This is a genomic window from Actinomadura sp. GC306, assembly GCF_004348665.1.
Classification (GTDB): domain Bacteria; phylum Actinomycetota; class Actinomycetes; order Streptosporangiales; family Streptosporangiaceae; genus Spirillospora.
Window position 1 is genome coordinate 1 of record NZ_SMKM01000001.1, and the last position, 26373, is coordinate 26373.

Below are 26373 nucleotides of genomic sequence, written 5' to 3' on the forward strand. Positions count from 1 at the left end.
ATTTTCGGGTTCGGGGAGGTGGGGGCGGCTAGGCTGGCCGCATATTTCGCCACAGTGAAGGGCAGGCCACGATGAACCGCAGCGAACTGGTCAGGGCCGTGGCGGAACGGGCGGGGAGTGACGAGGCCGCGGGCCGCCGGCATGTGGACGCCGTGTTCGAGGTCGTGATGGAGCGGGTGTCCGCCGGGGAACGCGTGACCGTCACCGGGTTCGGGACGTTCGACAGGCTGTCCCGGCCGGCCCGCAGTGCCCGCAACCCGCGTACCGGGGCGCCGATCGAGGTGGCCGCGGCGGAGGTTCCGCGGTTCCGGTCCGGGCGGACGTTCCGCACCCGGGTCGCCGGAGGAGTCGCCGTCGAGGAGCAGGTCCCCGAGGCGGCGGACGGTGTCGTGGCCGAAAGCCCCGCAAGCTCCGCAAACCTCGAAATGCCCGAGAGTCCCGAGGCGCCCGAGCCCAAGGCCGCCAAGAAGGCCAAGAAGGGTGCCAACGCCAAGAAGGCGCTGAAGAAGGCCAAGGCGGTCAAGGTGGCGGCGCCCTCGAAGAACGGCAAGGGCGCGAAGAACGGCAAGAAGAAGCAGGCCAAGGGCAAGGGGCGCGTCAAGGCCGGCAAGTAGGCCGCCGGGCGCGTGTCAGTCGCGGATCGAGACCCGGGTGACGCCGGGGACGGTCCGGGCCAGGACGTCGGCGATCTGCTGGGCGGCCTCGTCCGCGGGGCCGCGGAGTTCGACGGCGCCCTCCCGGACCGAGACGTCCCACTGCGCGCCGTCCGTGCCGTACTCGGTGATCGCGGCGAGGACGTCGTCGCGGATCCGGGCGTCGCCGCGGGCGAGGATCGCGATGAGGTCGCGGCGGCTGACGATGCCGACGATGGTGGAGCCGTCCAGTACCGGGACGCTCTTGATCCGCGTCTTCATCATCGTCTCGGCGAGCACGGCCGCGTCGGTGTTGGGCCGGGCCGTCTCCACGTCGCGGGTCATGACCTCCTCGACGAGGCGCGGCGAAGGGGACTCGGGGGTGGCCACCGGGCGGACGAAGGCGCGCGGGTCGTGCTCGAACAGGCCCTGCAGGAGGTCCATCTCGCTGACGATGCCGACGAGGCGCCCCGGCTCGTCCACGACGGGCAGCGCGGTGACGTCGTGCTCGTGCAGGACGCGGATGGCCTGGCGGACGGTGGCCGTCCGCGGGATCGTCACGACGGGCGAGGTCATCGCCTCCCGGACCAGCATGGCGTGTTCTCCTTCCGGCGAGGACGCCGTTCACCTACCCGGGCAGGACCGCCCTGACCCTTGCGTCCAGGATCATCCGGCGGGGACCGCCGGGCCCAGGGCCGTTCGTCCCGGAACCGTCAGAACAGTGTCGGCGGTTCCGCGGGCTCCGGCTCCGGCAGGGGGTCGAGCGCGGGTACCCGGTCCCTCACCTCATCATGGAATCGGCGAGCGAGCGGCAACGCGTCGGAATTGTCGGGTGTGTGGATGAAGATCGTCGGTGAGCGGCCCTCCTTGAGCCACTCGGCGGCCTTCCCGGCCCAGTACTTCCACCCCTCGACCGTCTGCGCGGTGTCGTCCCGGCCGAGGTAGCGGACGATCGGGCGGTCGGTCAGCGCCACCGAACGGCGGGGCACGCGCGGCTTCTTCGTCCACGCGTCCCGCTCCGCGTCGCTGCCCGGGCGGTTCCGGAAGAACGCGGTGGTGTCGAAGGGCACCCACTCGGCGTCGACGGCCGCAAGGACCTTTTCGAGGTCGCAGGCGCGTCCGGGCTCCTCGAAGAACGCGCGGTGGCGCACCTCGACGGCGTAGCGGTGGGTGCGGGGCAGGCGGCGCAGGAAACCGGCCAGCGTCCCGAGGTCCGCCGGGCCGAACGAACCCGGGAGCTGCACCCACAGCGCGTGCGTCCGTGGGCCGAGCGGCTCGATCGCGGTCAGGAAGGCGCGGAGGTCCTCGTCGAAGCCGGTGAGGCGCCGCTCGTGCGTGATCGACCTCGGCAGTTTGAGGACGAAGCGGAAGTCCGGCCCGACCTGCTCCGCCCAGGACTCCGCGGTGCTCCGCGACGGTGTCGCGTAGAAGGTCGTGTTGCCCTCCACCGCGTTGCACCAGCCCGCGTAGGCGCGCAGCCGCGCACCGGGCGGCAGCGGATGGGGAAGGAAACGACCCTGCCACGACGGATGCGTCCACATCGCGCACCCCACATGAAGCCGCATGAACCCGACGCTATCGCCTCGCCGCCGCGCCGGGCCTTGAACTCCCCGGACGGCGACTGCGTACCTCCACGCGTAGCTCGGGAAGCCGGACCTTGGAGGACCCCCCATGAGGGCGAGAAAGAGTCGTGTGCGCACCGCGGTCACGTGGACCGCGGTGGCCGCCGGATCCGCCGGGCTCGTGGCCGGCTCGCTGTACGTGGTGCGGATGCCGGACGGGTCCGGCGACCAGAAGCGGGCCGCGCTGACCGGCGAGCAGGCGGCGCAGGCGCGGGACGGGGCCGCGGGTGCGCTCGCCGCGCGGCTGGCGGGCCGGCTCGGCGCCCGCACGGCCGGTGCCTACCTCGACTCCGCCGGGCGGCCCGTCGTGACGGTCACCAACGCCGGCGACGCGGCCATGGTCCGCGAGGCGGGCGCCGTGCCCAAGATGACGCGGCGCAGCCCCGCGGCGCTGAACCGGGTCACCGCGACGCTCCGCACGTCGATGGCGGACGTGCCGGGCACCGGCTGGGCCGTCGACCCGGCGACCTCGCGGGTGACCGTGTGGACCGACGACTCGGTCACCGGGACGCGGCTGGCGGCCGTCCGGCGGACGGCCCGGCAGATGGGCGCGGCGGTGCGGATGGTGCACATCGACGGGCGGCTGCGCCCATTGGCGTTCGGCGGGGACGCGATCTTCGGCGGGGGCTCGCGCTGCTCGCTCGGCTTCAACGTCACGCGGGGCGGCCAGCCGTTCTTCCTCACCGCCGGGCACTGCGGCAACTCCGTTCGCAACTGGTCCGCCGACCAGCGGGGCGCCCAGTTCCTCGGCCGGACGGTCGCGAGCAGTTTCCCCGGTGACGACTTCGCGCTCGTCCGGACGGCGCAGCCCGGCCCGAGCGCGGTCAACCTCTACAACGGCCGGGCGCGGGCGATCACCCGGGCGGGGGACGCCGTGGTCGGCCAGCGGGTCGTCCGCACGGGCAGCACCACCGGCCTCGCCACCGGCCGGGTCACCGCCACCAACGCCACGGTGAACTACCCGGAGGGGACCGTCAGCGGCCTGATCCAGACGACCGTCTGCGCGGAGCCCGGCGACAGCGGCGGGCCGCTCTTCAGCGGCAACACCGCCCTCGGGCTCACGTCCGGCGGTTCGGGCAACTGCCGGACCGGCGGCGTCACGTTCTTCCAGCCGGTCACCGAACCCCTGCGGGCCTTCGGTGCGCAGATCTCCTAGACCCCGCACACTGGAGGGGGCCCGGAGTGCTCTCCGCGGCCCCTTCCCGAAGGGATCTGGGCGATGACCGGAATCAACGACCGTATCGAGCGCGAGTTCGCGAGCAACCTGGACCAGGTCACGGAGCTCTCGCGCGAGATCGGTGCCAGGCCCGAGCTCGCCTTCGAGGAGCACGAGACCTCGGCGTCGATCGTGGCGCTGCTGGAGCGCAGCGGGCACTTCGCGGTGGAGACGGGCGTGGCCGGCCTGGCGACGGCCTTCACCGCGTCGGCGGGGTCGGGCGAACTGGTGTTCGGCATCTGCGCGGAGATGGACGCGCTCCCCGGCATCGGCCACGGCTGCGGCCACAACACCATCGCGGCGGCGGGCGCGGGCGCCGCGCTGGCGCTGGCGCCGTTCGCCGGCGAGCTCGGGCTGACGGTGCGGGTGTTCGGCACGCCCGCGGAGGAGAACGGGACCGGAAAGGAGATCATGCTGAACGAGGGCGTCTTCGCCGGGACCCACGCGGCGATGATGGTCCACCCTTCGCTGCAGGACGTCGTCGCGGCCCGGTTCTGGGCGTCGCGGTCGTGGCGGATCACCTACACCGGCCGGGGCGGGCACGCGTCGCGGCCGTGGAGCGCGCGGAACGCCGCCGACGCGACCGTCGTCGCCCAGACGGCCGTGGGGCTGCTCCGCCAGCAGCTGCCCGACGGCGTCCGCGTCCACCACGTCGTGAAGGAGGCCGGGACGGCGGTCAACGTCATCGCGGACCGCGCCGTCATGGAGTGCATGATCCGCTGCGACACGATCGGCGAGGTGGACGAGGTCTGGGAGCGGGTGCGCAACTGCTTCGAGGCCGGCGCGGTCGCGGCCGGGACCGGCGTGGAGTTCACCACGCTGCCCTCCGTCTACCGCGAGTTCCGGCACGACCCGGACCTGGCCGCGGCGTTCCAGGCCCATGCCGAAGCGCTCGGCCGCACGTTCCCCGACTACGCGGACACGCAGTTCGCCTCGACGGACATGGGGAACGTCTCGCAGGTGATGCCCGCGCTCCACCCCATGCTGTCGTTCGACCTCCCGCCGGAGGACGGCAACCACACCCCCGGCTTCGCGGAAGCCGCCTCGGGCGCGGAGGGCGACCGGTTCGTGCGCGACGGCGGGCTGGCGATGGCGCTCACGATCGCGGACGTCGCGCGCTCCGAACCGGTCCGCGCACGCCTCTTGGCCAAGGGCCCCGGCCGGGACGGGTGACGGGGGGCGTCGCCGGAGGGTCAGGTGAGCGGGGCGTAGTGCTGGTCGGCGAGCCGGCCCATGGCAGGGAGGCAGACCTGTGTCTCGCGGAGCACCCATCGGTGGAGCACCGGGAGCGCGGCGTCCGCTGACAGCGCGCCCGACCGCAGGGCTTCCGCGAGAAGCGCCCGGCCGGTCGCGGCATCGGCCGGGCGGGAGCCGAGCACCGATTCCAGGTCGTCCAGTTCCTCCCGGTGCTTGGCGTCCGCGAGGCGCTCGTGCTCGCGGAGGTACTTCAGGATGCGCGCCAGGCCCTTGCTGCGGAGGACGACGAACGGGTCCTCGCTCCGCGGGACGATGATCTCCTTGATCTGGGTGAGCGCGGAGTCGTACAGCCGCTCGTTCTCGCCGTGGACGGGCACCAGCGGCTCCGGACGGCCCAGGGAGGTCCCGGTGACGTCCGCCAGCGCCTCGGTGAACAGGCGGCGGTGCAGGGTCGTGTACACCAGTCCGTTGCCGACCTCGCCCATGGGATCGGGCTTCCCCGCGCCCTGGTGGGCGAGGATCAGGATGCGCAGCCCGGCCAGGACGCGGTAGTAGCGGACGCGGTCCAGATCCACAGGGCGCCCGGACGCCGCCGCGTAGTCGGCCAGCCGGTCCGGCATGTGCGTGAACGCCTCCTGGACGGCGCGGAGCGTCACCCAGGCAAGGTCGTCGTGCGGGTCGCCCAGGTGAGCGAGTTCCCAGTCGAGCACGGCGGTGACGCGGCCGTCCTCGTAGAGGAAGTTGCCGGGGCCGGTGTCCCCCTGGACGATCACGACGGGCCCGGACACGTCCGGCACGTTGCCCCGCACCCAGGCCAGCCCCATCTCGATCAGCGGGTCGGCGGGCGCCGCGGACGCCCGGTAGAGCGCCTCCCAGCGGCCGATCTCGGCGCGCACCAGGTCGCGCAGGTCCGCGTCCCGCGCGGCCGGGGAGATTCTGCGCGGATCGACCCTGTGCAGCTCGGCGAGGATGCCCATGAACTCGCGGGCGATGCGGACACGCTGCTCCTCGTCGCGCAGCAGGGAGAACCACGTCTGGCCGGGGACCCGCTCCGCGAGGATCGCCTGCTCGGTGGGGTGCACGGCGTGGATGCGGGGGACGGGGACGGGCGTGTCCTGCAGCGCGAGGAAGAAGCGCGCCTCGTCGTGCAGGCCGAAGGACTCGGGTGCCCGGCCGCGGTCGTACCGGAGGAACAGCTCCAGCCGGGTCCCGTCCGCCGTCTCCGCGTCGACGAACCAGGCTTCGCGGCGCCCGCCGCCGGGCCGCCGCTCGAAGGAGACGATCTTCCCTCGGACGGCCTCGGCCATCCAGTCGACCAGGGCCTGGCTGAGCCCGGTGGAGGTCTTCTCGGACATGCCCGTCACGCTCCCGGGTTCGTCGAGGGGCGGGGCCACTCCTTGGTGGGCCAGACGTCCTGGTCCTCGCCGGTCAGCACGTCGCCTTCCACGGTCCAGCGCAGGCAGGTGCAGAGGCACAGCGACGTCGCGCCCGGCAGGAACATCCGGCTCGTGCCCTCCGCGCGTCCCGCCGTGACACGGCCGAGTTCGTCGCGGACCTCCAGGGAGATCGCGGTCACCCAGTTCTCGGTGGGATGGCGTTCGACCTCGCGGTGGCCGTCGACGATGCGCGCCACACGGCCGTCGCGCCGCACGTAGCCGCTGTAGACGTGCTCCGGGCCGGGGCCCGTCGGAGCGGTGTAGGTCAGGAGGGAGAGCTCGGGGGACGCCGCCCACGTGTAGCCGACGCGGCGGTAGCCGCGCTCGTGCCGGGGCCCCCAGGAGCGGTCGCGCATGGCGTGGCAGTCGACGTCGATGCGGTCGCCGTCCAGCAGGATGTGGCCGGTGATCCGTCCCGTCTGGTCGTAGTGGGACGCCTTGGGGTAGGGCGGCTCGCCGCGGCGCAGCGGCACCGGCTCCTCGGCGGCGTCGAAGCGGAAGTGGACCTTGATCCGGTCGCGGTCGTCGTAGCGCAGGTCGTAGGACATGCCCGGCTCCAGCGTCCGGATCGACAGGCCGGTGGGGAAGTCGAGCGCGCCGGGGCCGCGCGGGGTGGGCGGCTTGAGGTGGCCGAACTGCTGGCAGAAGGGCAGCCGCCACGGCTCCGTCGCGGTGCGGTCCCACATCCACATGCCGCCGCCCGTCGTCCCCGGGACGCCCCGGACCGACGCGTACAGCCATCCGCCGAGGTCGCGTTCGGGGACGAAGAAGGAGTACCAGAAGGTCTCCGTCTCGTAGAAGTCGTCGCTGGGGGCGTGGAGGTCGTCGTCGGCGGCGGTGAAGCGGTCCTCGGTGTCGATCACGGGTGGGCCTTTCGTCAGGGACCGGTCGTTCGGAGCTGGGAGGCTCAGCGGTCGGCGCGCAGCAGCAGGGCCCCCGACGGGACGCCGCCCCCGGCGGAGACGACGGCGACGCGGGCGTCCGGGACCTGCCGGTCCCCGGCCTCGCCCCGCAGCTGCAGCATCGCCTCGCGGACGAAGCCGTAGCCGTGCGTCCGGCCCGCCGACAGCTGGCCGCCGTGGGTGTTGAGTGGCAGCCGCCCGCCGAGCGCGATGCCGCGGCCCTCGTCGATGAAGTCCCGGGCCTCGCCGAACTCGCAGAACCCGAGCGCCTCCAGCCACGACAGGGCGTTGAAGCTGAAGCCGTCGTACAGCTCGGCGACGTCGACGTCGGCGGGGCGCAGCGACGTGCGGCTCCACAGGTGCGCCGAGGGGCCGAGCGACTGCGGCAGGTGGGTGAGGGTGTCCTGGTCCCAGCTCAGCCGCTCGGTGATCTGGGTGCCGGCGGCCTCGACCAGGACGGCGGGCCGGGGCCGGTCCGCCGCGGTCTCCACGGCCGACACGACGACGGCGACCGCCCCGTCCACCGGCACGTCGCAGTCGTACAGGCCGAAGGGGGATGAGACCATCCGCGCGCCGAGGTAGTCGTCCATGGTCATCGGGTCGCGGTAGACGGCCTCGGGGTTGCGGGCCGCGTTGCGGCGCGCGTTGATCGCGATCCAGCCGAGCGTCTCGCGGTCGTCCCCGTACCGGTGGAAGTAGTGCGACGCCTGGCAGGCGATCCAGTTGGCGGCGGACGCGGCGCCGAACGGGAGACGCCACTCCATCATTCCGGTCGCGGGCGCGTCCGGGACGTGCCACCGCCCGGAGCGGACCAGGGCGGCGTGGGACGACTCCCAGACCGTCCGGAAGCACAGCACGTGCCGGCACAGCCCGGCGGCGACCGCCAGCATCGCCGACGTGATCGACCCGATCTGGCCGGGGGTGTCCGGCCCGCCGTTGACCCACGTCGGACGCAGGCGCAGCGCCTCCTCCAGGGCCATCACCCCGCCCTCCGACATGCCCGCGCCGCCGGGACCGGGGTAGGTGGCCAGGCCGTCGATGTCGTCCGGGGCCAGGCCGGCGTCCTCGATCGCGGCCAGGCAGGCGTCCACGGTGAGCGAGAGGGGATCGACCATGAGGCGGCGGCCGACGGCGGACTGCCCGGCGCCGGTCAGGGCGACCGCGTCCTCGAACTTGCGGGCGCTCGCCATCGGACGCGGCACCGGGCGGCGGGCGGGCGGCCCGGGGACGGGACCGGGCGCGGCCCGGCGCTCCGGGTCGGGCTCGAACAGCGGGACGTGGACATCGCCGGCCTTCTCGAACAGCACCCGCACCCGCATCCCCACGTGCACGTCGCCGGGGTCGCAGTTGACGATGTTCGTGGTCAGGCGCACGCCCTCGTCCTCGTCGAGGATGACGATCGCGATGACGTAGGGCGGCGGGAAGCCGGGCAGCCACTGCTGGGCGTTCACGGTGAACCCCGCCACGACCGCCCGGCCGCTCACCGGCGTCATCGTCATGGCCGGGCTGCGGCAGGAACGGCAGCGCGGCAGCGGCGGGTGGGTGTAGGCCGAGCAGTCACCGCAGCGGGCGATGCGCAGCTCCCCGTCCGCGCCGGCGGTCCAGAAGTCCGCGCTGGCGAGTGTCGGCTGGGGCAACGGCCGCACCGTCGGTCCATCCATGAGACCGAATTATAGTGTTCACAATTATCCGTACTCAAGGCCCGGCAACCAGTGACCTGCGTAATCAGTGGAAATAAGTGCGCTCAAAGGGGCCGGGTCAGTGTGCCAGGTGCCGTCGCATCCGGTACTGGGCCAGGCTGGCGTCGCCCGCCAGGACGGCGGCGAGGATCTCCCGGTGCTCCGTGCCGGTGTGGTCCCCGGCGCCGTGGCCGTCGCACCCTCCGGCCCGCCCGGTCCGGCGGGACAGCTCGGTGAGGATCCGCAGGAACAGCGTCAGGACGGGATTGCCGACCAGCTCGGCCAGGACGGCGTGGAAGTCCCGCTCGGCACCGCTCGCCGGCGGCCGTGCCGGAGGGTCACCGAGCGCCGCGAGCCTCGCCGCGACCGCCGGTTCCGCGCGCCGCGCGGCCAGCCGCGCGACGATGCCGACCTCGATCGCCTCGCGCACGACCCGGAGGTCGTCGGCGGTGGCGTCCCGGTAGGCCAGGTAGAGCGCGGTGGCGTCGATGGCGGCCCGCGGCTCCTGCCGGGTCACGACGAGGCCGCCGCCGGGACCGCGCCGGGACGTGGCGACCGAATGGTGCTCCAGCAGCCGGACCGCCGCGCGCAGCACGGCGCGGCTGGTGTCGTAGCGCTCCATCAGCTCGGCCTCGGAACCGAGCACCGCCCCGGCCTCCAGGCCGCCCCCGAGGATGTCCTCGTGGATCCGCACCGCGACCACCTCGGCGAGCGTGCGGCCGGCCGCGAGGCCCACCGGCACGGGCGCCAGCCGGACCGCCGGGCCCCCGCCGGCCCCGGCACCGCTCTCGCGGTCGCCGAGCGCGGCCTGGAACCACTCGGTCACCTCGTCCAGGTGCTCGATCAGCCAGTGCTGGGCGCGCGGCGCGTCCCCCGCGATCGTGGCGTCGAGGATGCCGGCGTGGCGCCGGTGGGTGGTCTCCCTGAAACGGCGTACCCGGTCCTCGGTCATGGTCCCGGCCAGGGCCACGTAGCGGTAGGCGAGCTGTTCCAGGACGTCGATGAACAGCTGGAGCGCCGGGTTGCGGGTCATCTCGGCCAGGACGGTGTGGAACAGCTCGCCCGCCCACTCGCCGGCCTCCGGCGGGGACAGTTCCCCCGCGAGGGTCGCGCGGAGCCTCGTGATGCCCTCCTCGTCGATGCGCTCGGCGGCGAGCCTGCCGAGGACGGGTTCGATGAGGCGGCGGGCGAGCAGCACGTCCCGCAGCTCGGTGCCGACGTACTCGATGTAGACGACCATCGCCCGCACCGTCGGATCGGCGTCGGGGGCGCAGATCACGAGGCCGCCGCCGGGGCCGCGGCGCATCCGGGCGACCTGGTGGTGCTCCAGCAGCCGGGCCGCCTCGCGCAGCACGGCGCGGCTCACCCCGTACCGCTCGCGGAGCACCGGCTCGGAGTCGAGCACCTCCCCGACCGGCCAGCCCCGGGCGATCACCTCGGCCTCGATCAGCCGCGCGACCCGCGAGGCGAGCTTCTCCACCGAACCCGCGGCGCCCTGCCGGTCCGCCGGGCCGGACGTCTCGTCCCGGCCCCGGCCGCCGGGCGCGGAGCCGCCGTTCGGGGAGCCCGGCGCCGGCCGGGGGCCCGCCCCGGTCACGGGCGGCTCGTCCCTGGCTTCCGCGGCGTCCACGCTCCGATCTTAGGGAGTCGGCCGGCCCGGGAGATCCGGCTCCGCCGCGGCGCCCGGGTCACCACGCCTCGCAAGCGGCGAGGTCGCGGCGCATCCGGTACCGCGCCAGGCTCTCGTCCCCCGCGAGGATCGCGGCGACCACCTCCCGGTGCGCCCGTTCCCGCGCGGCCACGGCGGCCCCGTCGGCCGGGCCCGCGGGCCGGGCACCGTCCCCCCGCCCCCGCAGCTCGGCCAGGATCCGGACGAACAGCGTCAGCACGGGGTTCCCGGCGAGGTGGACCAGCTCGTCGTGGAAGGTCGCCGGGGGAGCGCCGTCCCACCGCGCCGGGCGGCCCCGCACCGCCGCCTCCAGCCGGCCGGCCGTCCCGGGGTCCTCGCGCCGCGCCGTGACCGGGCCCAGTGCGCCGAACTCGACCGCCTCGCGGACGGCGCGCAGGTCCTCGATCCCGGCGCGCCGGTAGCCGAGGTACAGGGCCATGGACTCGATGCTGGCGGCCGGGTCCGGTGCGGTGACCAGCAGCCCGCCGCCGGGGCCGCGCCGCATCCGCGCGACGCCGTGGTGCTCCAGCAGCCGGACGGCCTCGCGCAGGACGGCGCGCCCGATGCCGTAGCGGTCCAGCAGGTCGGCCTCCGAGCCGAGCGACGTCCCGACCGGCCAGCCCGCCGCCGCGATCGTGTCCTGGATCCGGGCGGCGACGATCTCGCTGAGCTTGGCGCCGGGCGCCTCCAGCAACTGCCACGCGATCGGCCCCTCGGCGCCGGGACGGCTCTGCCTCATCCACTCGGCGGCCCCGTACAGGTGCTCGGTCAGCTCGGCGTAGGCGCGGGCCGTGTCCCCGGCGATGACCGCCTCGACGATGACCTTGTGACTGCGGCCGGCGAGTTCCTTGTTGCGCGTCGCCTCCGCCTTCGACGTGCGCCGCACCGTGTGCGCGTACCGGTCGGTGAGCCGCGTGAGCACCTCGGTGAAGGCGAGCAGCGCCGGGTTGCCGGACAGCTCGCAGAGCGCCGTGTGGATCAGGTCCTGGGACCAGAGGCCCGGCTCGGTGCGCCTCCTGGCCTCCTGCTCCAGCAGGCCCCGCAGCAGCGTGACGCCCTCCTCGGTGAGCCGTTCGGAGGCGAGCATGACCGCGCGTGTCTCCAGGAGCAGCCGGGCGTCGACGAGGTCGTCGACCGTGGTGCCCGCGTAGTCGAGGTAGGTGACCACCGCGCGGGCCGCGGGCGCCACGTCCGGGGCGGTCACGAACAGGCCGCCGCCGGGACCGCGCCGCATCCGCGCCACCCCGTGGTGCTCCACCAGCCGGACCGCCTCGCGGAGCACGGACTTGCTCACGCCGTACCGCTCCTGCAGGTCGTGCTCCGAACCGAGGTTGCGGCCGACCGGCCAGCCGTCCCGGACGATCCGGTCCTCGATCTGCTGGGCCACCCGCGCCCCCAGGGTCCCCGCGCGCACGCCGCCGCCCTCCGCGAGGGCGACGGGGAGGCGCGGGAGGGTGGTGGCGTCGCCGGCCGGCGGGACGTTCGCAGCGGGCGTCGCCATCGAGATGGAGCTCCTCTACGGGTGGTCCGAATCCGCCCATTCTAATGAGCCCCCCGTTCGCCCCCCGCCCGGCGGCAGGGCCGTCACGCCGTCGCGGCCTCCCCGAGGTAGTGGCGCAGCACCTCGTCCCCGGCGGCGGCCGCGGGCCCGGACCAGGCGACGCTTCCGCGCTGCAGGACGAGGCAGCGGTCGGCGAACTCCAGCGCCCGGTGCGCGAACTGCTCGATCATGATGATCGCCACACCCGCCGCCCGCGCCCGCTCCAGGCTTTCGAACACCACGTCCACCATGGTGGGCGCGAGGCCGAGCGACAGCTCGTCGGCGATCACCAGCCGCGGCGTGATCATCAGGGCGCGGGCCAGGCCGAGCATCTGCTGCTCGCCGCCGGACAGCGTGCCGGCCCGCTGCCGGCGCCGTTGCGCGAGCACCGGGAACAGGGCGAACGCGCGGTCGATCGCGCCCTCCCGCTCGGCCCCGGCCGCGGTCAGCGCCATCCGCAGGTTCTCGTGGACGGTCAGGCCGGGGAAGACCCCGCGCCCCTCGGGCAGGTGGACCAGCCCGGCCCTGCGGACGGCGCTCGGGGACGCGGCCGTGATGTCCCGCCCGGCGAAGTCGACCCGTCCCGCGGCCGGCGGGACCAGGCCGCTGAGCGTGCGGGCGAGCGTGCTCTTCCCCGCCCCGTTCGCGCCGAGCACCGCCAGCGCGCCGTGCTCGGGGACGTCGAAGGACACCCCGGACAGCGCCAGGGCCGGACCGTAGCGGACCTCCAGGTCGTGGACCGACAGCAGCGGCGTGGTCGCGTTCACCGGCTCTCCTCCTCCTGGCCGCCCTCCTGGGCGGGGTCGGGCGGCGGCTCGGCCCCGAGGTAGGCGGCGCGCACGGCCGGGTCGGAGCGGATCTCCGCCGGCGGGCCCGTCCGGATCATCGCGCCGAAGTCGAGGACGTGGACCGTCTCGCACATGCCGAGGACCAGCTCGACGTCGTGCTCGACGAGCAGCAGCGAGACGCCGTGGTCGGCGTTGACGCGCCGGAGCGTCGCCGCGAGCTCCGCGGTCTCGCGGCCGTCCAGCCCGGACGTGGGCTCGTCCAGGAGGAGGACCTCCGGGCCGGTGGCCAGCGCCCGGGCGACCTCGACCAGCCGGCAGGCGCCGAGGGGCAGCCCCGACACCTCCCGGTCCTGCAGGTCCTCCAGGTGCAGCGATTCGATGATCGCCGCGACGCGCTCGTCCTCGGCGGCGCTCGGCCGCCGGAAGCCCCCGCCCGTCACCAGGTCGCGCAGGATGCCGCCGCCGCGGCGCCGCACGCGGTCGGCCAGCACGACGTGGTCGCGGACGGTCAGGCCGGCGAACAGCTCGGGGCGCTGGAAGGTCCGGGCGAGACCGCGCCGGGCCCGCGCGGCGGCGGAGGCGCGGGTGACGTCCTCGCCGCCCATGCGCACCCGCCCCGCGTCCGGCCTGAGCAGGCCGGACAGGACGGCGAACAGCGTGCTCTTGCCCGCGCCGTTCGGCCCGACGAGCCCGACCACCGCGCCGGGCGGGACCGCGAGGTCGACGCCGTCCAGGGCGACGAGCCCGCCGAAGCGCACCGTCACCCCGGACGCCTCCAGCCGGGCGGCCGCCCCGGGGGGACCGGCGGACGCGGGGGAGCCGGGGGCCACCGTGGTCATGTGCGCTCACCGCCGGTCGGCTCGGATGCGGATGCGGACGCCGTGGCCGCGAGCGGCGCCGGCGGGAGGGGAGGGGCCGCGCGGCCGCGCGCCCAGCGGTCCGCGACGCCGCGCAGCTGCCGCGCGTGCATCGCGAGGACCCCGTCCGGGTCCTTCGCGACCATGATCGCGCCGAGGCCGAACAGCAGCACCGGCACGTCGGCCAGCCCGGTGGGCAGGTAGGTCTGGAACACCCCCGGCAGGAGATGGAAGCCCAGGCCCGCCACGAGCGCCGCGACGGGGGAGCGCGAGCCGATCGTGACCAGGACGGCGAGCCAGACCAGCCCGCCGAAGACGTTGTAGGAGTCGAGCATGGCGGCCTGCGCGCCCATGGCGAGGAAGCCGCCGCCGACGGCGGCGATGTAGGTCGCGATCGCCGACACCAGCAGCTTGGTCCGCACGATGCTGAGGCCCACGGTGCGCGCGCCGTCCTCGCTCCAGCGCACCGCGGCCATGGCCAGCCCGGCGGTCGAGCGCCGGAAGTTGACGATGGCCAGCGCGATGACCGCGAACGCGGCCAGCGTCAGGTAGGCGAACGCGCGGTCGTCCTCGGCGAAGCCGGGCCGGGGCATCGCGACGCCCTGCCCGTAGTTGTGGAAGCGGTCGCGGGTGAACACGAGGGTCTGGACGAGCAGCCCGAACGTCAGCGTCACCAGCGCCACGTACAGGTCGCCGAGGCGGAGGGTGAGCAGCCCGATCACCACGCCCAGCACCACGACCGGCAGCGCGCCGAGGACGACCGCGGCCAGCGGATGCCAGCCGTGGGTGGTCGCCAGCTCGGCGGCGCCGAGCGCCCCGAGGCCCGCGAAGGTGATCTGGCAGAGCCAGATCATCCCGCCCTCACCGGTGGCGAGCGTGTACGACAGCAGGACCAGGCTCAGCGCCAGCCCGGACACGGCGAGACCGGCCCAGTACTCGTCCAGGACGAGCGGCAGCGCCGCGACGGCGACCAGCCCGGCGGCCTTCAGCATCGCCGACGGGCGCGAGCCCGCGAGCCCGCCCGCACGGGAGCCGGCACGCCGGCCCGCCCGCGGGCCGGTGCGGCCCGCGCCGTCGCCCTCGACCCGGATCGCCCGGTCGAGCGCCCCTCCGGAGGGCCCGTCGCCGACCCGCCCGCGCAGCGCGTAGTAGAGCAGGAAGACCAGCATGAACCCGAACGGGATGCTCGGCACGATCTGCGCGGACAGCGCGCTCTCCGGGTCGAGGTAGCGCTGGACGACGGTGGTGAACACCCCCATCGCCAGCGCGGTGAGGACGGCGGCCGGCAGGTTCGTCAGCCGGGCCGCGACGACGGCCGCGAACGCGGCGGCCATGAGGTAGGTCATGCCGTCGGCCGACAGACCCGCGGTGGGCGCGACGAGGATCCCGGCGAGCCCGGCCAGCGTGGTGGTCGTGGCCCAGACCCCGAGCGAGACCCGCGAGGCGTTCACCCCCGACAGCCCGCTCAGGGCCGCGGAGTCGACCATCGCGCGGACTCTGAGCCCGGCGTCGGTGAACCTCAGCACCGCCACGCCCGCGCCGAGGACGATCGCGAGCCCGAGGTAGTTCACGACCTGGTCCATGGTGACCGTGGCCCCGAAGGGGTGGAAGACCTTCAGCGGGACGGGCGCCAGCCCCGGCGCGGTCGTGTTGGGCAGCTTGCCGAAGACGAGGTCGACGGCCGGCGGCAGCGCCACCGACACGCCGATGGTGGCGACGATCTTGATCAGTGGCGGGCGCAGCAGCAGGTGGCGGAACAGCAGCCAGTAGAGCAGCGCGCCGAGCGCGGGCGCGAAGACCCCGAGCGACGCCGCCGCGGCGGCCGCGATCGGCCACCCGTTCTCGGTGTGCAGGAAGTAGTAGAACCGGGCGACCGAGAAGGCCATCGCCCCGAAGGCGAAGTTGAAGACGCCGGAGGAGGCGTAGGTGACGACGAGCGACGCCGAGGCGATCGCGTAGATCGCGCCCAGCGCCAGACCGGCGAGGACGTATTGCAGCACGGGCACCGTCCATGGGCTGCGACCGGATGCGGCGAACGGGGTCACGGCGATGTGACCACCATCACCATGGCCTCATATACCGTGCACTTAGTTACCCATGTCCGTCAAGAGAGGAATCCGATTCGGCTCGGGTGGTGCCGCGAGATCTCCTGCTCCTGCCCAGAGCCGAAGGTGATCATGGAAGGTCCAGGTAACGCTTGTGTTGCGGCCTCTCGCTTTAATTGTGCGCATTAAGTTTACTTAGCTAGCTAGGTCCACCCGGCTAGCCCCGCCCGGTCCCGGAAACGCGGGCCCCGCGGCCGCCGGCCGGCGTCCCGTCCGAAAGGGAAGACCCATGCCAAGGACCAGACCTCTCGCCGCCGCGGGCGCCGCCTGCGCCCTCCTGCTGTCCGCGACGGCATGCGGCGGCGAAGACTCCGCGACCGGCGGATCCACCGCGAAGATCGGCGTCCTGACGTCGGTGAGCGGCTCGGCCAGCGCCGGCTTCACCGGCGTCGAGGCCGGGGTGAAGGCCCGCCTCGCCGCCTACAAGGACGAGCCCGGCGCCTGCGAGCGCGACTTCGAGGTCGTGACCGCCGACGACGCCTCCACGCCCCAGGGCGCGCTGGCCGCGACCCAGAAGCTCGTCCGCCAGGACGACGTCTTCGCCGTGCTTCCGAACAGCTCCTTCTTCTTCGGCGCCGGCCAGTTCGCCGGCACCCAGGCGAAGGGGACGCCGTTCGTGGGAGCGGGCTTCGACGGCGGCAAGCAGTGGCTGAACGAGGACTACCGCAACCTGTTCAACACCCTCGGCAACACCGACTACGAGAAGGTCGCCTCGACGATGGGCGCCTACTGGAAGGACCTCGGCGGCACCAAGGCGGCCACGGTGAGCTTCGACACCGCGAGCTCGTCCGGCGCGGCGCTGGCGAGCGTCCAGTCCGCGGAGCACGCCGGCCTGGAACGGGGCTACGTCAACGTCAAGGTGCCCTTCGGCAGCAAGGACGTCGGCCCGCTCGTCCTCGGCATCAAGAACTCCGGCGCCGACGTGCTGTACCTCCCGGTCACGCCCGAGACGGCCTTCGCCATCGTGGGCGGCCTCAAGCAGGCGGGCGTCGAGCTGAAGTCCGTCCTCCTGGCCACCGGGTACGGCGCCGACCTGCTGAAGTCCGAGCCCGCCGTGCAGGCGGCCCAGGGGCTCGGCTTCATCACCAACACCGCCCCGATCGGGGTGCCGACGCCGGGCGGCACGGCGATGCGGGACGGCGTCAAGAAGCACACCGGTGGGACCACCGACCTGCCGAGCTTCTCGGAGAGCATCGGGTGGGTGAGCGCCGACCTGCTGCTGCACGGGTTCAAGAAGGCGGGCTGCGACGCCACCCAGGAGGAGTTCATCGACGCGCTCCGCAAGAGCACCGACTGGGACGCGGGCGGCATGGTGCCCAAGCCGATCGACTTCTCCGACTACGGCGCCATCGCGGGCAGCCACGCGTCCGGCAACTGCTTCTTCGTCTCGATCCTGAAGGGCAAGGAGTTCGTCCCGGACCCGAAGGCCAAGCCCGTCTGCGGGACCCTGCTCGACGAGCCGGTCAAGCGCTGACGGTGCGGCGGCCCGGCGGCCCGGCGGGGCGGTGCGGCCCCGCCGGGCCCGTCCGGCGTCCTCAGCCGCCGGGCGGGCCCGGCGACGCGGCGGCATGGGAGCGCAGCGCCGCGAGGCGCCGCTCCAGCGCGGCCCGCTCTTGCGCCCGCGCCGGGTCGGTCCGGTCCAGGCGCGCCAGGGTCTCGGCGATCTCGGCCCGGATCCGGTCGCCCGCCTCGCCGCGGGTGAGCAGGTCCTGGTCGGTCCAGTCGGAACGCTCCGACTCCGGCCGCCCGCCCGCCGGGTCCCCCGCCGGCCCGGCCGTCATGCGCCGAAGTTGTAGAGCCGGCGGGTGTTCAGCTCCACGATCTTGTGCGCCTCGTCGTCCGGGACCTCCGCCAGCCGCTCGGCGGCGATGGCCCGGCTCTTGGGCCAGTACGAGTCGGAATGCGGGTAGTCGCACTCCCACGTGATGTTGTCGATCCCGATCGCGTGCCGCGCCTGGATGCCGAACTCGTCGTCGATGAAGCACCCGTGGATGTGCCGGGCGAACAGCTCCGAGGGCCGGACGTCCTGGTTGATGTTCTGGTAGTGGCGGTGCCGCTCCCAGGTGCCGTCGATGCGCTCCAGCAACCACGGGATCCAGCCGATGCCGCCCTCCGACAGGCCGACCTTCAGCCGGGGGTGCCGGTGGAACACCGGGGAGAACAGCAGGTCGGCGGTGGCGTACATCGAGTTGCAGCCGAACAGGGCGATCATCACGGCCATCGGCGCCTCGGGCGCGGTGATCGGGGCCTGCCCCGAGGTGCCGAAGTGCATGGCCAGCGGCATGTCCGCCTCCTCCGCGGCCGACAGCACCGGGTCCCAGTGGTCGGTGTGGAAGGACGGCAGGCCCAGCGGGACGGGGTTCTCCGGGAACGCGATCGCCTTGGCGCCCTTGGCGGCGCAGCGCTGGATCTCCGCCACGCACAGGTCCACGTCCCACAGCGGCAGGATGATCAGCGGGATGAAGCGGTCGGGCGCGGCGGCGCACCACTCGTCGAGCACGTAGTCGTTCCACGCCCGCACGCACAGGTGCGCCAGCTCGCGGTCCTCGCCCTCAAGGAAGACGGTGCCCGCGAAGCGCGGGAAGGACGGGAAGCACATCGCGCCCCAGACGCCGTCGATGTCCATGTCCGCCAGCCGGGCCCGCGGGTCGTAGCAGCCGGGGATCATGTCGTCGTAGCGGGTCGGCTCGATCCCGTACTCCTGGGGCGTCTTCCCCGCGACGGCGTTGAGGCCGATGTTGGGGTAGAGCCGCCCCTCGTACCGCCACACCTCCGCGGGCGCCCGGCCCTCGCCGCGGGGATGCTCGATGATCGTCGGCCCGCTCTCGCGGTACTTGGCCGGCAGCCGGTCCGTCCATACGTGCGGGGGCTCGATCAGGTGGTCGTCGACGGACAGCAGCTTCATATGGGGCTGCAGGGGCATCGGTGGCTCCTTCCTGCGAGGTCTCAGAAGGCGGGCGGCTGGGGACGGTTCTTGACGTAGCTGCCCGCGTCGACCCGCAGCTGCATGCCGGTCATGAACCGGGACTCGTCCGACACCAGGAACAGCACCAGGGCGGCGACGTCCTCGGGTTCCACGAACCCGACCGGCATCGCGTTCATCGCCGGGAACGCGAGGAGCGCGTCCTCGCGGGTGGGGCTCTCCAGGTCCGGGCGGAACACCCGGTACATCGGGTCGCTGTTGAGCATGTCGGTGTTGGTGTTGGTCGGATGCACCGCGTTGGCCCGGATGCTGCGCGGGGCGAGCGTCACGGCCAGGTCGTGGACGAACGAGGCGAGGGCCCGCTTCGCCCACGAGTAGCCCATCCCGCCGAAGCCGTTGGCCGGGTTGTCGGTGCCGCCCGGCAGGAGCCCGGCGACGGAGCCCGTCGCGATCACCGAGCCGCCGTCGGGCAGGTGCGGCAGCGCCGCCTGGACGGCGTGCACGACGCCGTTGAAGTCGACGGCGACCGCGTCGAGGAACGAGGCCGGGTCCTGGTTGCCCAGGGGGCAGATGCCGGCCTGCGCGATGACGGCGTCCAGCCGGCCGAGTTCGGCGGCGCCGGCGTCGGCCGCCTCCTTCAGCTCGCCGGGCTCGCGCACGTCGGCCTGCCGGGCGACCATGCGGCGGCCCAGCTTCTCCACCTGGCGGACGGTCTCGTCGAGGTCCTCGCGGGTGGCGAGCGCGTAGCCGTTGGTGGCGATGTCCGCGCAGAGGTCCACGCCGATGATGTCCGCGCCCTCCTCGGCGAGCCGCAGGGCGTGGGCGCGGCCCTGCCCCCGGGCGGCGCCGGTGATGAACACGACTTTGTCCTGTACGCGGCCCATGGCCGCACCTCCTCGTTACCGGGCGTGCGGCCGGTCAGCCGGACGCCGCTCCCCAGGTGATGCTCTTCGTCTGCAGGTACTCGTCCAGGCCGTGCTCGCCCCATTCGCGGCCGAGCCCGCTCTGCTTGTAGCCGCCGAACGCCACGTGCGGCGTGACGCCGCCGCCACCGCCGTTGACCATGACCATCCCGGCCCGGACGCGGCCGGCGATCCCGTAGGCCCGCAGCGGGTCGGCCGCCCACACCGAGCCGGCCAGCCCGTAGGGGTTGTCGTTGGCGAGCCGCACGGCCTCGTCGTCGTCGTCGAAGGGGATGACGCAGCCGACCGGCCCGAAGAACTCGGTCCGCGCGATCGTCATCGCGTTGTCGACCCCGGTGAACAGCGTCGGCTCGAAGAAGAAGCCGCGGTCCAGCCCGGCGGGGCGGCGCCCGCCGTGCGCGATCCGCGCGCCCTCCTCCTCGCCCGCGCGGACGAGCTTCTCGACCTTGTCGCGCTGCGCCCGGCTGATCAGCGGGCCCATCGCGGTACCGGGATCGGCCGGGTCGCCGACCGTGATGTACCCGAGCGCGGCGACGGCCTTCTCGACGAGTTCGTCGTGCCGCGAGCGGTGGACGAGCGTGCGGGTGAACAGCGAGCAGCCCTGGCCCGCGTTGGTGGCGATCCCGGCGAGCATCTCGCCCAGCGCCTTGTCCAGGTCGGCGTCCTCGCAGATGATGCTCGGCGACTTGCCGCCCAGTTCGAGCACGACCTTCTTGACGCCCTCGGCGGCCTGCGCGTACACCTGCCGGCCGACGGTGTCGGAGCCGGTGAAGCTGACCAGGTCCACCCGCGGGTCGGTGGTGAGGACCCGGCCCGCCTCGACGCCGCCGGTGACGATGTTGAGCACCCCGGCGGGCAGCCCGGCCTCCTCGGCGATCTCGGCGAGCGCCAGCACCTCCAGCGGCGCGGCCGGCGCCGGCTTGAGCACCGTGGTGCAGCCGGCCGCGAGCGCGGGCGCGAGCTTCATGACGCTCAGGAACAGCGGGAAGTTGTACGCGGGGATCAGCGCGGCGACGCCGAACGGCTCGCGCCGTATGACGCCCTGCCCGAGCCCCAGCCCCGGGACGGCCGTCGGCGGTATCGACCGCTCCCACGCGAACCCCGGCATGATCCGCTCGGCCATGTCGCGGAAGTGGGTGACGGGCACGCCGACCTGGAGCATCTCGGCCAGCATCCGGACGCTGCCGACCTCGGCGATGTTCAGGTCGATGAGCTCGGGCGCGCGGCGCTCCAGCAGCTCCGCCATGCGGAGCATGACCGCGGCCCGCTCCCGCACGGGCATCGCGGGCCAGGGGCCGTCGTCGAACGCGCGCCGCGCGGCCGCGACCGCCCGCTCCGCGTCCTCCCGGGCCGCCTCCGGGACGCGGCCGATGACCTCCTCGGTCGCCGGGTTCACGACGTCGATCCACGCGTCGCCGGCGGCGTCGGTCCAGGCGCCGTCGATGTAGAGCCGGTGGGCCGGCACTTCGCTCATGGGTGCCTCCTCGTTGGGGCCGGCCGCACTCAGGCGTTCCAGCGCAGCTTCAGGTCGTCCAGGGCCCACACCCCGCCGGAGTGCTCGCTCGGCTGCTCGGCGAGCTCGTAGTCGGGGATGCGCCGGTGCCATTCCTCCAGCAGCACGGCCAGCTCCTGCCGGGCCAGGTGCGAGCCCAGGCAGCGGTGCGGCCCGCCGCCGAAGGAGATGTGCTTGGTGGAGTCCCGGTCGAGGTTCACGCGCCGGGCGTCCGGGTGGACGGTCTCGTCCCGGCCCGCGGCCGCCAGCGGGAACACCGCCATGTCGCCGGCCTTGACCGGGCAGCCGTGGAACTCGGTGTCCTTGACGGCCTTGCGGGCGGTCTGGACGATCGGGTAGGCGCGCAGGATCTCCTCGACCACGATGGGGATGAGGTCCGGGTCGTCGGTGACCCGCTTGCGGTCCGCGGGGTGGGTCGCCAGGTGCAGGAACATGTAGGACGACTGGCTGCTGACCGTGTCCAGGCCCGCCATGAACAGCAGCAGCATGCAGTTCAGCAGGTCGGCGTCGCTGACGGGCTCGCCGTCGATCTCCCAGGTCAGCGCGTTGTTGACGATGTCGGTGGCGTCCGGGTCGGGGGCGGCCCGGCGCTCGGCGATCAGGCCCGCGAAGTACTCGATCACCAGCCCGGTGCCGGCCGCCACGCGGTCCCGGTCGGTGCCGGAGTGCAGGATCATGCCCTCCCACTCCAGGAACTCCGGCAGCTTCGACGGGGGCATCCCCATGATCTGGAGGAAGATCGTGGCGGGGAAGACGCGCGCGACCGCGTCCACGAAGTCGCACCCGCCCTGCGCCACGAGGCCGTCGATGATCTCTCCGGCGAGCCGCCGCTGCTCGTCCGCCATGCTGCGGACGCGCTTGGGGGAGAAGTAGCCGCGCAGCAGCACCCGCCACGGGGTGTGCTCCGGCGGGTCCAGCATCAGCGGGATCAGCCGGAAGGGCGGGTTCGGGTCGGTCGGGATGATGGCCGAGCTGGACCACAGGTCGGTCCGCTGGAGCCCGTCGTGGATGGCCTCGTGGTCGGTGAAGACCCAGTAGCCGCCGGCCTCCTCGGAGCGCATCACCGGGCGGGCGCCGTCCTGGTAGGCGTCCATGCGCTCGAAGAAGGTGAGCGCGGGGCCCGTGCCGTACGACGTGTAGTCACCGACAGGGCAGGTCTGGGGGGTGGGATCTGCGACCATCTCGGCTCCTCGGCACGCGTATGGGATGCAGTGCCCAGGATCGTACGACTCCGATGTCCATTTGGGTAGTCTCAATTAGCTATCTCGTTGAGTCGGCTCCGCATCCGCCGTCCGGCTCCGGCGACCGGGGGCCGCGGGTGGACACGGCCGCCCCAGTGTCGACCTTGATGCATTACAGGCCCTCCTGTATCGAATTTTTCGGCGGGGGCGCCCGATGCCTTCCGTGGACCCGGACTGGTTGTTACCCTCCGAGCAGTAGATCGACAGAGTGCACACAATAGGCGGGAACCATGCACCGACCGATGGAGGGCGTGCGCGTCCTGGAGGTCGCCCAGTTCACCTTCGTCCCGGCCGCGGGCGCGGTGCTGGCGGACTGGGGAGCCGACATCATCAAGATCGAGCACGCCGAGCGGGGTGACGCGCAGCGCGGCCTCATCCGGGTGCTCGGGCTGGACGCCCGCGGCGGCGGCTCGTTCTTCCCGATCATGGAGGGGCCGAACCGCGGCAAGCGCAGCGTCGGCCTGGCCCTGGAGAACCCGGCGGCCCGGCCGGTGCTGGAGCGGCTCGTCCGCGAGAGCGACGTGTTCCTGACCAACTTCCTGCCCGGCGCCCGCGCCCGGCTGGGCATCGAGGTCGAGGACATCCGGGCGATCAACCCCGACATCATCTACGTGCGCGGCAGCGGGTTCGGCCAGAGCGGCGACGAGGCGGACAAGGGCGGGTACGACAGCACCGCGTTCTGGGCCCGCGGCGGCAGCGCGGCGGGCGTCACCCCGCCGGACGCGGACACGGTGATGCGCCAGCCCACGGGCGCCTACGGCGACTCCATCGGCGGCATGACGATCGCGGGCGGGATCGCGGCCGCCCTGTACTCCCGCAAGGCCACCGGCGAGCCGTCGGTGGTGGACGTGTCGCTGCTCGGCGTCGGCGCCTGGGCCACCCAGTTCTCCGTCAACATGGCCCTCGCGCTCGGCGGGCCGCTGCCCCGGTTCCCGCAGCCCAAACACGGATCGGCGACCAATCCGCTGATCGGCGCCTACCGCACCGCCGACGGGCGCTGGCTGGAACTGGCGATGCTGCAGCCCGGCCGGTACTGGCCCGAGTTCTGCGCCGTCGCCGGACGCGAGGACCTGATCTCCGACGAGCGCTTCGACGGGGTCGAGAACATCATGCGGAACGCCGCCGAGGCGAGCGAGATCGTGGCGGAGCTCATCGCGGCGCGCGACTACGCCGAATGGGTCGAGCTCCTCAAGGGGACCAGCGGCCAGTGGGCCCTCGTGCAGGAGCCGTGGGACGTGGCGCAGGACCCGTCGCTGCGGGCCAACGGCCTCATCGCCCCGCTGGAGGACGCCGACGGCGTACAGCGCGAGCTGGTCGCCAGCCCGGTCCAGTTCGACGAGACCCCGGTGGAGATCCGCCGCGCCCCGCAGTTCGCGGAGCACACCGACGAGGTGCTGCGCGAGCTGGGCTGGAGCGAGGAGGAGCTGATCCAGCTCAAGATCGACGGAGCCGTGACCTGAGGGACCCGCACCGTCACCTGCACTGGAGGTGGGATGAAGGGAACGGACCTCGGCGCCGGCATGCGCGCCGCGGTGGAACGGTACGGCGCCACGCCCCTGGTCTTCCACGGCCCCCGCGGCGTGACGACCACGCGCCTTGACGCTTTGCACGAGCGTGCGCTGCGCGTCGCCGCCGGGCTCGCCGGCCTGGGCGTCGCGCCCGGTGACGTGGTGGCCCTCCAGCTGACCGGACGGGTGGAGAGCGCGGTGGCCCACGCCGCGGTGCTGCTGCGCGGCGCGACCGTGCTCCCGATCGTCCCGATCTACGGGCTGCGGGAACTCGGATTCGTGCTGGGCGAGTCGGCGGCCACGGTCCTGATCACCTGGGACGAGCGGGCCGCCGAGGTGCGGGGCATGGGCGCCGGTCTCCCGGCGCTGCGGCGGGTCGTCGCCGTCGGGGACGAGACCTGGAAGGCGCTGGAGGAGCACCCGCCTCTCGCCGCGCACGCCCCCTCCGATCCGGACGACATCTGCCTGCTCGTCTACACCTCGGGCACCACCGCCGATCCGAAGGGCGTCCAGCACACCCACCGGTCGCTCCTCGCGGAACTCGCGACGATGCCGGACCACGGCGACGGCTACGTCTACCTCGACGCGTTCCCGCCCGGTCATGTCGCCGGCCTCTGCGTGCTGCTGCGGGCCCTCGTGAACGGGGTGGCGACCGTCTTCATGGAGAAGTGGGACGCGCGGACGGCCCTGGACCTGGTCCACGAGCACGGGGTGACCGCCTCGGCGGGCGTCCCGTTCCACCTGGCGGCCCTGCTGGACGCCGCCGACGGCGACGGGCGCGGCGCGGGCCCCCTGCGCGAGTACCTGGTGGGCGCCGCGAGCGTCCCGCCCGTACTGGTCGAGCGGGCCGGGCGGGCCGGGATCGCCGCCTACCGGGCGTACGGGTCCAGCGAGCACCCCACGATCAGCTCCGGCGGCGCCGACGACCCGCCCGGCAAGCGCGCCGCCACCGACGGCCGCCTCAAGCCCGGCACCCGGGTGCGCATCGTCGACCTGGACGGCCGCGACGTGCCGGCCGGGAAGGAGGGCGAGATCTGGTCGCGCGGCCCCGAGGTCTTCGCCGGCTACCGCGACCCGGCGCTGAACGCGGAGGCGTTCACACCCGACGGGTGGCTGCGCACCGGGGACGTGGGGCGGCTGGACGGCGACGGCCACCTGACCGTCACCGACCGGCTCAAGGACATCATCGTGCGCGGCGGGGAGAAGATCTCCTCCAAGGAGGTCGAGGACCTGCTGGCCGCGCACCCGGCCGTGGCCGAGGCGGTCGCCGTCGCCGAGCCGGACGGGCGCTACGGCGAGCGGGTCTGCGCGTTCGCCGTACTGCGGGACGGGGCGGAACTCGACCTAGACGAGGTGCGGGAGCATTTCGCGTCCCTCGGGGCGGCCAGGCAGAAGACGCCCGAGCGGCTGGTCGTCGTGGACACGCTGCCGCGGACGGCCGCCGGCAAGGTCCGCAAGCACGTTCTGAGGAAGGAAATACGCGAATGGACCTCCTGACCAGCGACGAGCAGGAGGCGCTGGCCGAGACGGTGCGCGAGTGGCTCGCCGGCTGCACCGACCTGGCCGCGGCGCACGCCGACCGCGGCGGCGAGCCGCTGGCGCGTCCTCGCGACTTCCGGGAGGCGGCCGAGCTGGGCCTGGTGGGACTGCTGCGCGACGGCGAAGGCGGCACCCACGCCGACCTCGCGCTGATCGTCGAGGAGCTGGGCCGCGCGGGGTCCCCGCTGCCGCTGGGGCAGGCCGCGCTGGTGTGCCGCGCGCTCGACGACGTGCGCGGGGACGGCCGGGCGGGAATCGCCGGTGACACCGGCGACCGGATCGCGGCGGGCTCCGCGCTGTGGGTTCCCGTACTGCCCGAACCGGGGGAGGAGCCCGCCCGGACGTCGTCCGGCCCGGAGGGCGCGCTGGTCCTGGACGGCCGGGTGGCCATCGCGGCGGGCGCGCCGAACGCCGACGGCTTCCTCGTCGCCGCCGGTCCGGCGGAAGCGCCGGTGCTCGCGCTCGTCGAGGCCGATGCGCCAGGGGTCGTCCGCACGGCCCGCACGACGCTGGACATCACCCGGGACTTCGCGTCCGTGCAGTTGGACGGTGTCCGCGTCGCGGCCGGATCCTGGACCGATGCCGCGCCCGAGACCGCCGAGCGCCTGGCCGGCGCCTCGGCGCTGCACCACGCCGCCGACGCGCTCGGTGCCGCCCAGCGCCTGCTGTCCATGACGCTCCGGTACGTCCAGGAGCGGAAGCAGTTCGGGCGGGTGATCGGCGGTTTCCAGGCGGTCAAGCACCACTGCGCCGACATGGCCGTGGACGTCGAGCGGGGACGCGTCACCGTCCGCGCCGCCGCCCGCGCGCTCGACGACGCGGACCCCGGGACCCGGCGGCTGCGGATCGCCGAGGCGGCGGCCGTCGCCGGGGAGGCGTCCTCGCGGGTCGCCGGCACCGCCCTGCAGTTGCACGGCGGCATGGGCTTCACCTGGGAGCACGACCTGCACCTGTTCCTGCGGCGCGTCAAGACCGGCGAGCTGCTCGGCGGCACGCCGCGGTACCACTACGGCCGCCTGATGGAACTCGTCGCCTGAGCCATGAACCCGTCCCGATGCGCCACGAGACCCGGCCGGCCCCGGC

The 26373-nt window shown here is 73.8% G+C and carries 22 protein-coding genes; 7 read left to right on the top strand and 15 right to left on the bottom strand.

Annotated features, from left to right (window positions below; all coding sequences use genetic code 11):
* Positions 1-71: 71 nt before the first annotated feature.
* Entirely contained in the window at positions 72-614 is a 543-nt protein-coding gene (locus E1200_RS00005; RefSeq protein ID WP_165950137.1) for an HU family DNA-binding protein, read from the top strand.
* A gap of 15 nt (positions 615-629) precedes the next feature.
* Here E1200_RS00005 and E1200_RS00010 read toward each other — a convergent pair whose 3' ends face one another.
* Both E1200_RS00010 and E1200_RS00015 read right to left on the bottom strand, forming a co-directional pair.
* Entirely contained in the window at positions 630-1226 is a 597-nt protein-coding gene (locus E1200_RS00010; RefSeq protein WP_131949640.1) for a CBS domain-containing protein, read from the bottom strand.
* A gap of 119 nt (positions 1227-1345) precedes the next feature.
* Positions 1346-2197 (bottom strand): DUF72 domain-containing protein, encoded by an 852-nt coding sequence (locus tag E1200_RS00015; protein ID WP_131949641.1) that lies wholly within the window; start codon positions 2195-2197, stop codon positions 1346-1348.
* 127 nt (positions 2198-2324) lie between these two features.
* Between E1200_RS00015 and E1200_RS00020 the strand changes: the two genes are divergently transcribed.
* Together E1200_RS00020 and E1200_RS00025 are read left to right on the top strand one after the other, a co-directional pair.
* Entirely contained in the window at positions 2325-3410 is a 1086-nt protein-coding gene (locus E1200_RS00020) for a S1 family peptidase (protein WP_207932951.1), read from the top strand.
* Positions 3411-3473: 63 nt separating this feature from the next.
* A complete protein-coding gene (locus E1200_RS00025) occupies positions 3474-4643 on the top strand; it encodes a M20 family metallopeptidase (RefSeq protein ID WP_131949643.1) in 1170 nt (389 codons plus the stop codon).
* Between the two features lie 20 nt (positions 4644-4663).
* Here E1200_RS00025 and E1200_RS00030 read toward each other — a convergent pair whose 3' ends face one another.
* The 8 genes from E1200_RS00030 to E1200_RS00065 all read right to left on the bottom strand — a co-directional run bounded on the left by E1200_RS00030 (position 4664) and on the right by E1200_RS00065 (position 15544).
* On the bottom strand, positions 4664-6022 hold the full coding sequence (locus E1200_RS00030) for a phosphotransferase family protein (protein WP_131949644.1): 1359 nt from the start codon (positions 6020-6022) through the stop codon (positions 4664-4666).
* Between the two features lie 5 nt (positions 6023-6027).
* Complete coding sequence (locus tag E1200_RS00035; protein WP_131949645.1) at positions 6028-6966, bottom strand: hypothetical protein; 939 nt, start codon at positions 6964-6966, stop codon at positions 6028-6030.
* Between the two features lie 44 nt (positions 6967-7010).
* Positions 7011-8666 carry an OB-fold domain-containing protein gene (locus tag E1200_RS00040; RefSeq protein WP_131949646.1) on the bottom strand — a complete coding sequence of 552 codons (1656 nt, stop codon included), beginning with the start codon at positions 8664-8666 and terminating at the stop codon, positions 7011-7013.
* 97 nt (positions 8667-8763) lie between these two features.
* A complete protein-coding gene (locus tag E1200_RS00045) occupies positions 8764-10314 on the bottom strand; it encodes an FCD domain-containing protein (RefSeq protein WP_207932953.1) in 1551 nt (516 codons plus the stop codon).
* Between the two features lie 58 nt (positions 10315-10372).
* Positions 10373-11854: an FCD domain-containing protein gene (locus tag E1200_RS00050; protein WP_131949647.1), complete on the bottom strand. Its 1482-nt coding sequence runs from the start codon at positions 11852-11854 to the stop codon at positions 10373-10375.
* Between the two features lie 83 nt (positions 11855-11937).
* On the bottom strand, positions 11938-12660 hold the full coding sequence (locus E1200_RS00055) for an ABC transporter ATP-binding protein (RefSeq protein ID WP_131949648.1): 723 nt from the start codon (positions 12658-12660) through the stop codon (positions 11938-11940).
* Positions 12657-13520, bottom strand: a complete 864-nt coding sequence (locus E1200_RS00060) for an ABC transporter ATP-binding protein (RefSeq protein ID WP_131949649.1) — start codon at positions 13518-13520, stop codon at positions 12657-12659. Before E1200_RS00060 ends, E1200_RS00055 begins: the two co-directional genes overlap by 4 nt.
* Positions 13517-15544, bottom strand: a complete 2028-nt coding sequence (locus tag E1200_RS00065; protein ID WP_207932955.1) for an ABC transporter permease — start codon at positions 15542-15544, stop codon at positions 13517-13519. Before E1200_RS00065 ends, E1200_RS00060 begins: the two co-directional genes overlap by 4 nt.
* Before the next feature lie 328 nt (positions 15545-15872).
* Between E1200_RS00065 and E1200_RS00070 the strand changes: the two genes are divergently transcribed.
* A complete protein-coding gene (locus E1200_RS00070) occupies positions 15873-17117 on the top strand; it encodes an ABC transporter substrate-binding protein (RefSeq protein ID WP_131949650.1) in 1245 nt (414 codons plus the stop codon).
* Between the two features lie 61 nt (positions 17118-17178).
* Here the strand turns inward: E1200_RS00070 and E1200_RS00075 are convergent, their stop codons facing one another.
* The 5 genes from E1200_RS00075 to E1200_RS00095 are packed head-to-tail and all read right to left on the bottom strand — an operon-like array spanning position 17179 to position 22183.
* On the bottom strand, positions 17179-17424 hold the full coding sequence (locus E1200_RS00075) for a hypothetical protein (RefSeq protein ID WP_131949651.1): 246 nt from the start codon (positions 17422-17424) through the stop codon (positions 17179-17181).
* Complete coding sequence (locus E1200_RS00080; protein ID WP_131949652.1) at positions 17421-18566, bottom strand: amidohydrolase family protein; 1146 nt, start codon at positions 18564-18566, stop codon at positions 17421-17423. The genes E1200_RS00075 and E1200_RS00080 overlap by 4 nt, the downstream gene beginning before the upstream one ends.
* A 23-nt stretch (positions 18567-18589) precedes the next feature.
* The gene (locus E1200_RS00085) at positions 18590-19450 is read right to left on the bottom strand and encodes a mycofactocin-coupled SDR family oxidoreductase (RefSeq protein WP_131949653.1); all 861 of its coding nucleotides are present in this window, start codon (positions 19448-19450) and stop codon (positions 18590-18592) included.
* 34 nt (positions 19451-19484) lie between these two features.
* Positions 19485-20963 (bottom strand): aldehyde dehydrogenase family protein, encoded by a 1479-nt coding sequence (locus E1200_RS00090; protein ID WP_131949654.1) that lies wholly within the window; start codon positions 20961-20963, stop codon positions 19485-19487.
* 29 nt (positions 20964-20992) lie between these two features.
* Entirely contained in the window at positions 20993-22183 is a 1191-nt protein-coding gene (locus E1200_RS00095) for a cytochrome P450 (protein ID WP_131949655.1), read from the bottom strand.
* A gap of 290 nt (positions 22184-22473) precedes the next feature.
* Between E1200_RS00095 and E1200_RS00100 the strand changes: the two genes are divergently transcribed.
* From E1200_RS00100 to E1200_RS00110, 3 genes are read left to right on the top strand one after another with little or no spacing between them, the layout of a single operon-like run.
* Positions 22474-23703 carry a CoA transferase gene (locus E1200_RS00100; RefSeq protein WP_165950138.1) on the top strand — a complete coding sequence of 410 codons (1230 nt, stop codon included), beginning with the start codon at positions 22474-22476 and terminating at the stop codon, positions 23701-23703.
* Positions 23704-23736: 33 nt separating this feature from the next.
* Complete coding sequence (locus tag E1200_RS00105; RefSeq protein ID WP_131949656.1) at positions 23737-25248, top strand: AMP-binding protein; 1512 nt, start codon at positions 23737-23739, stop codon at positions 25246-25248.
* Entirely contained in the window at positions 25236-26327 is a 1092-nt protein-coding gene (locus E1200_RS00110) for an acyl-CoA dehydrogenase family protein (protein WP_131949657.1), read from the top strand. Before E1200_RS00105 ends, E1200_RS00110 begins: the two co-directional genes overlap by 13 nt.
* The last annotated feature ends 46 nt before the right edge of the window (positions 26328-26373 follow it).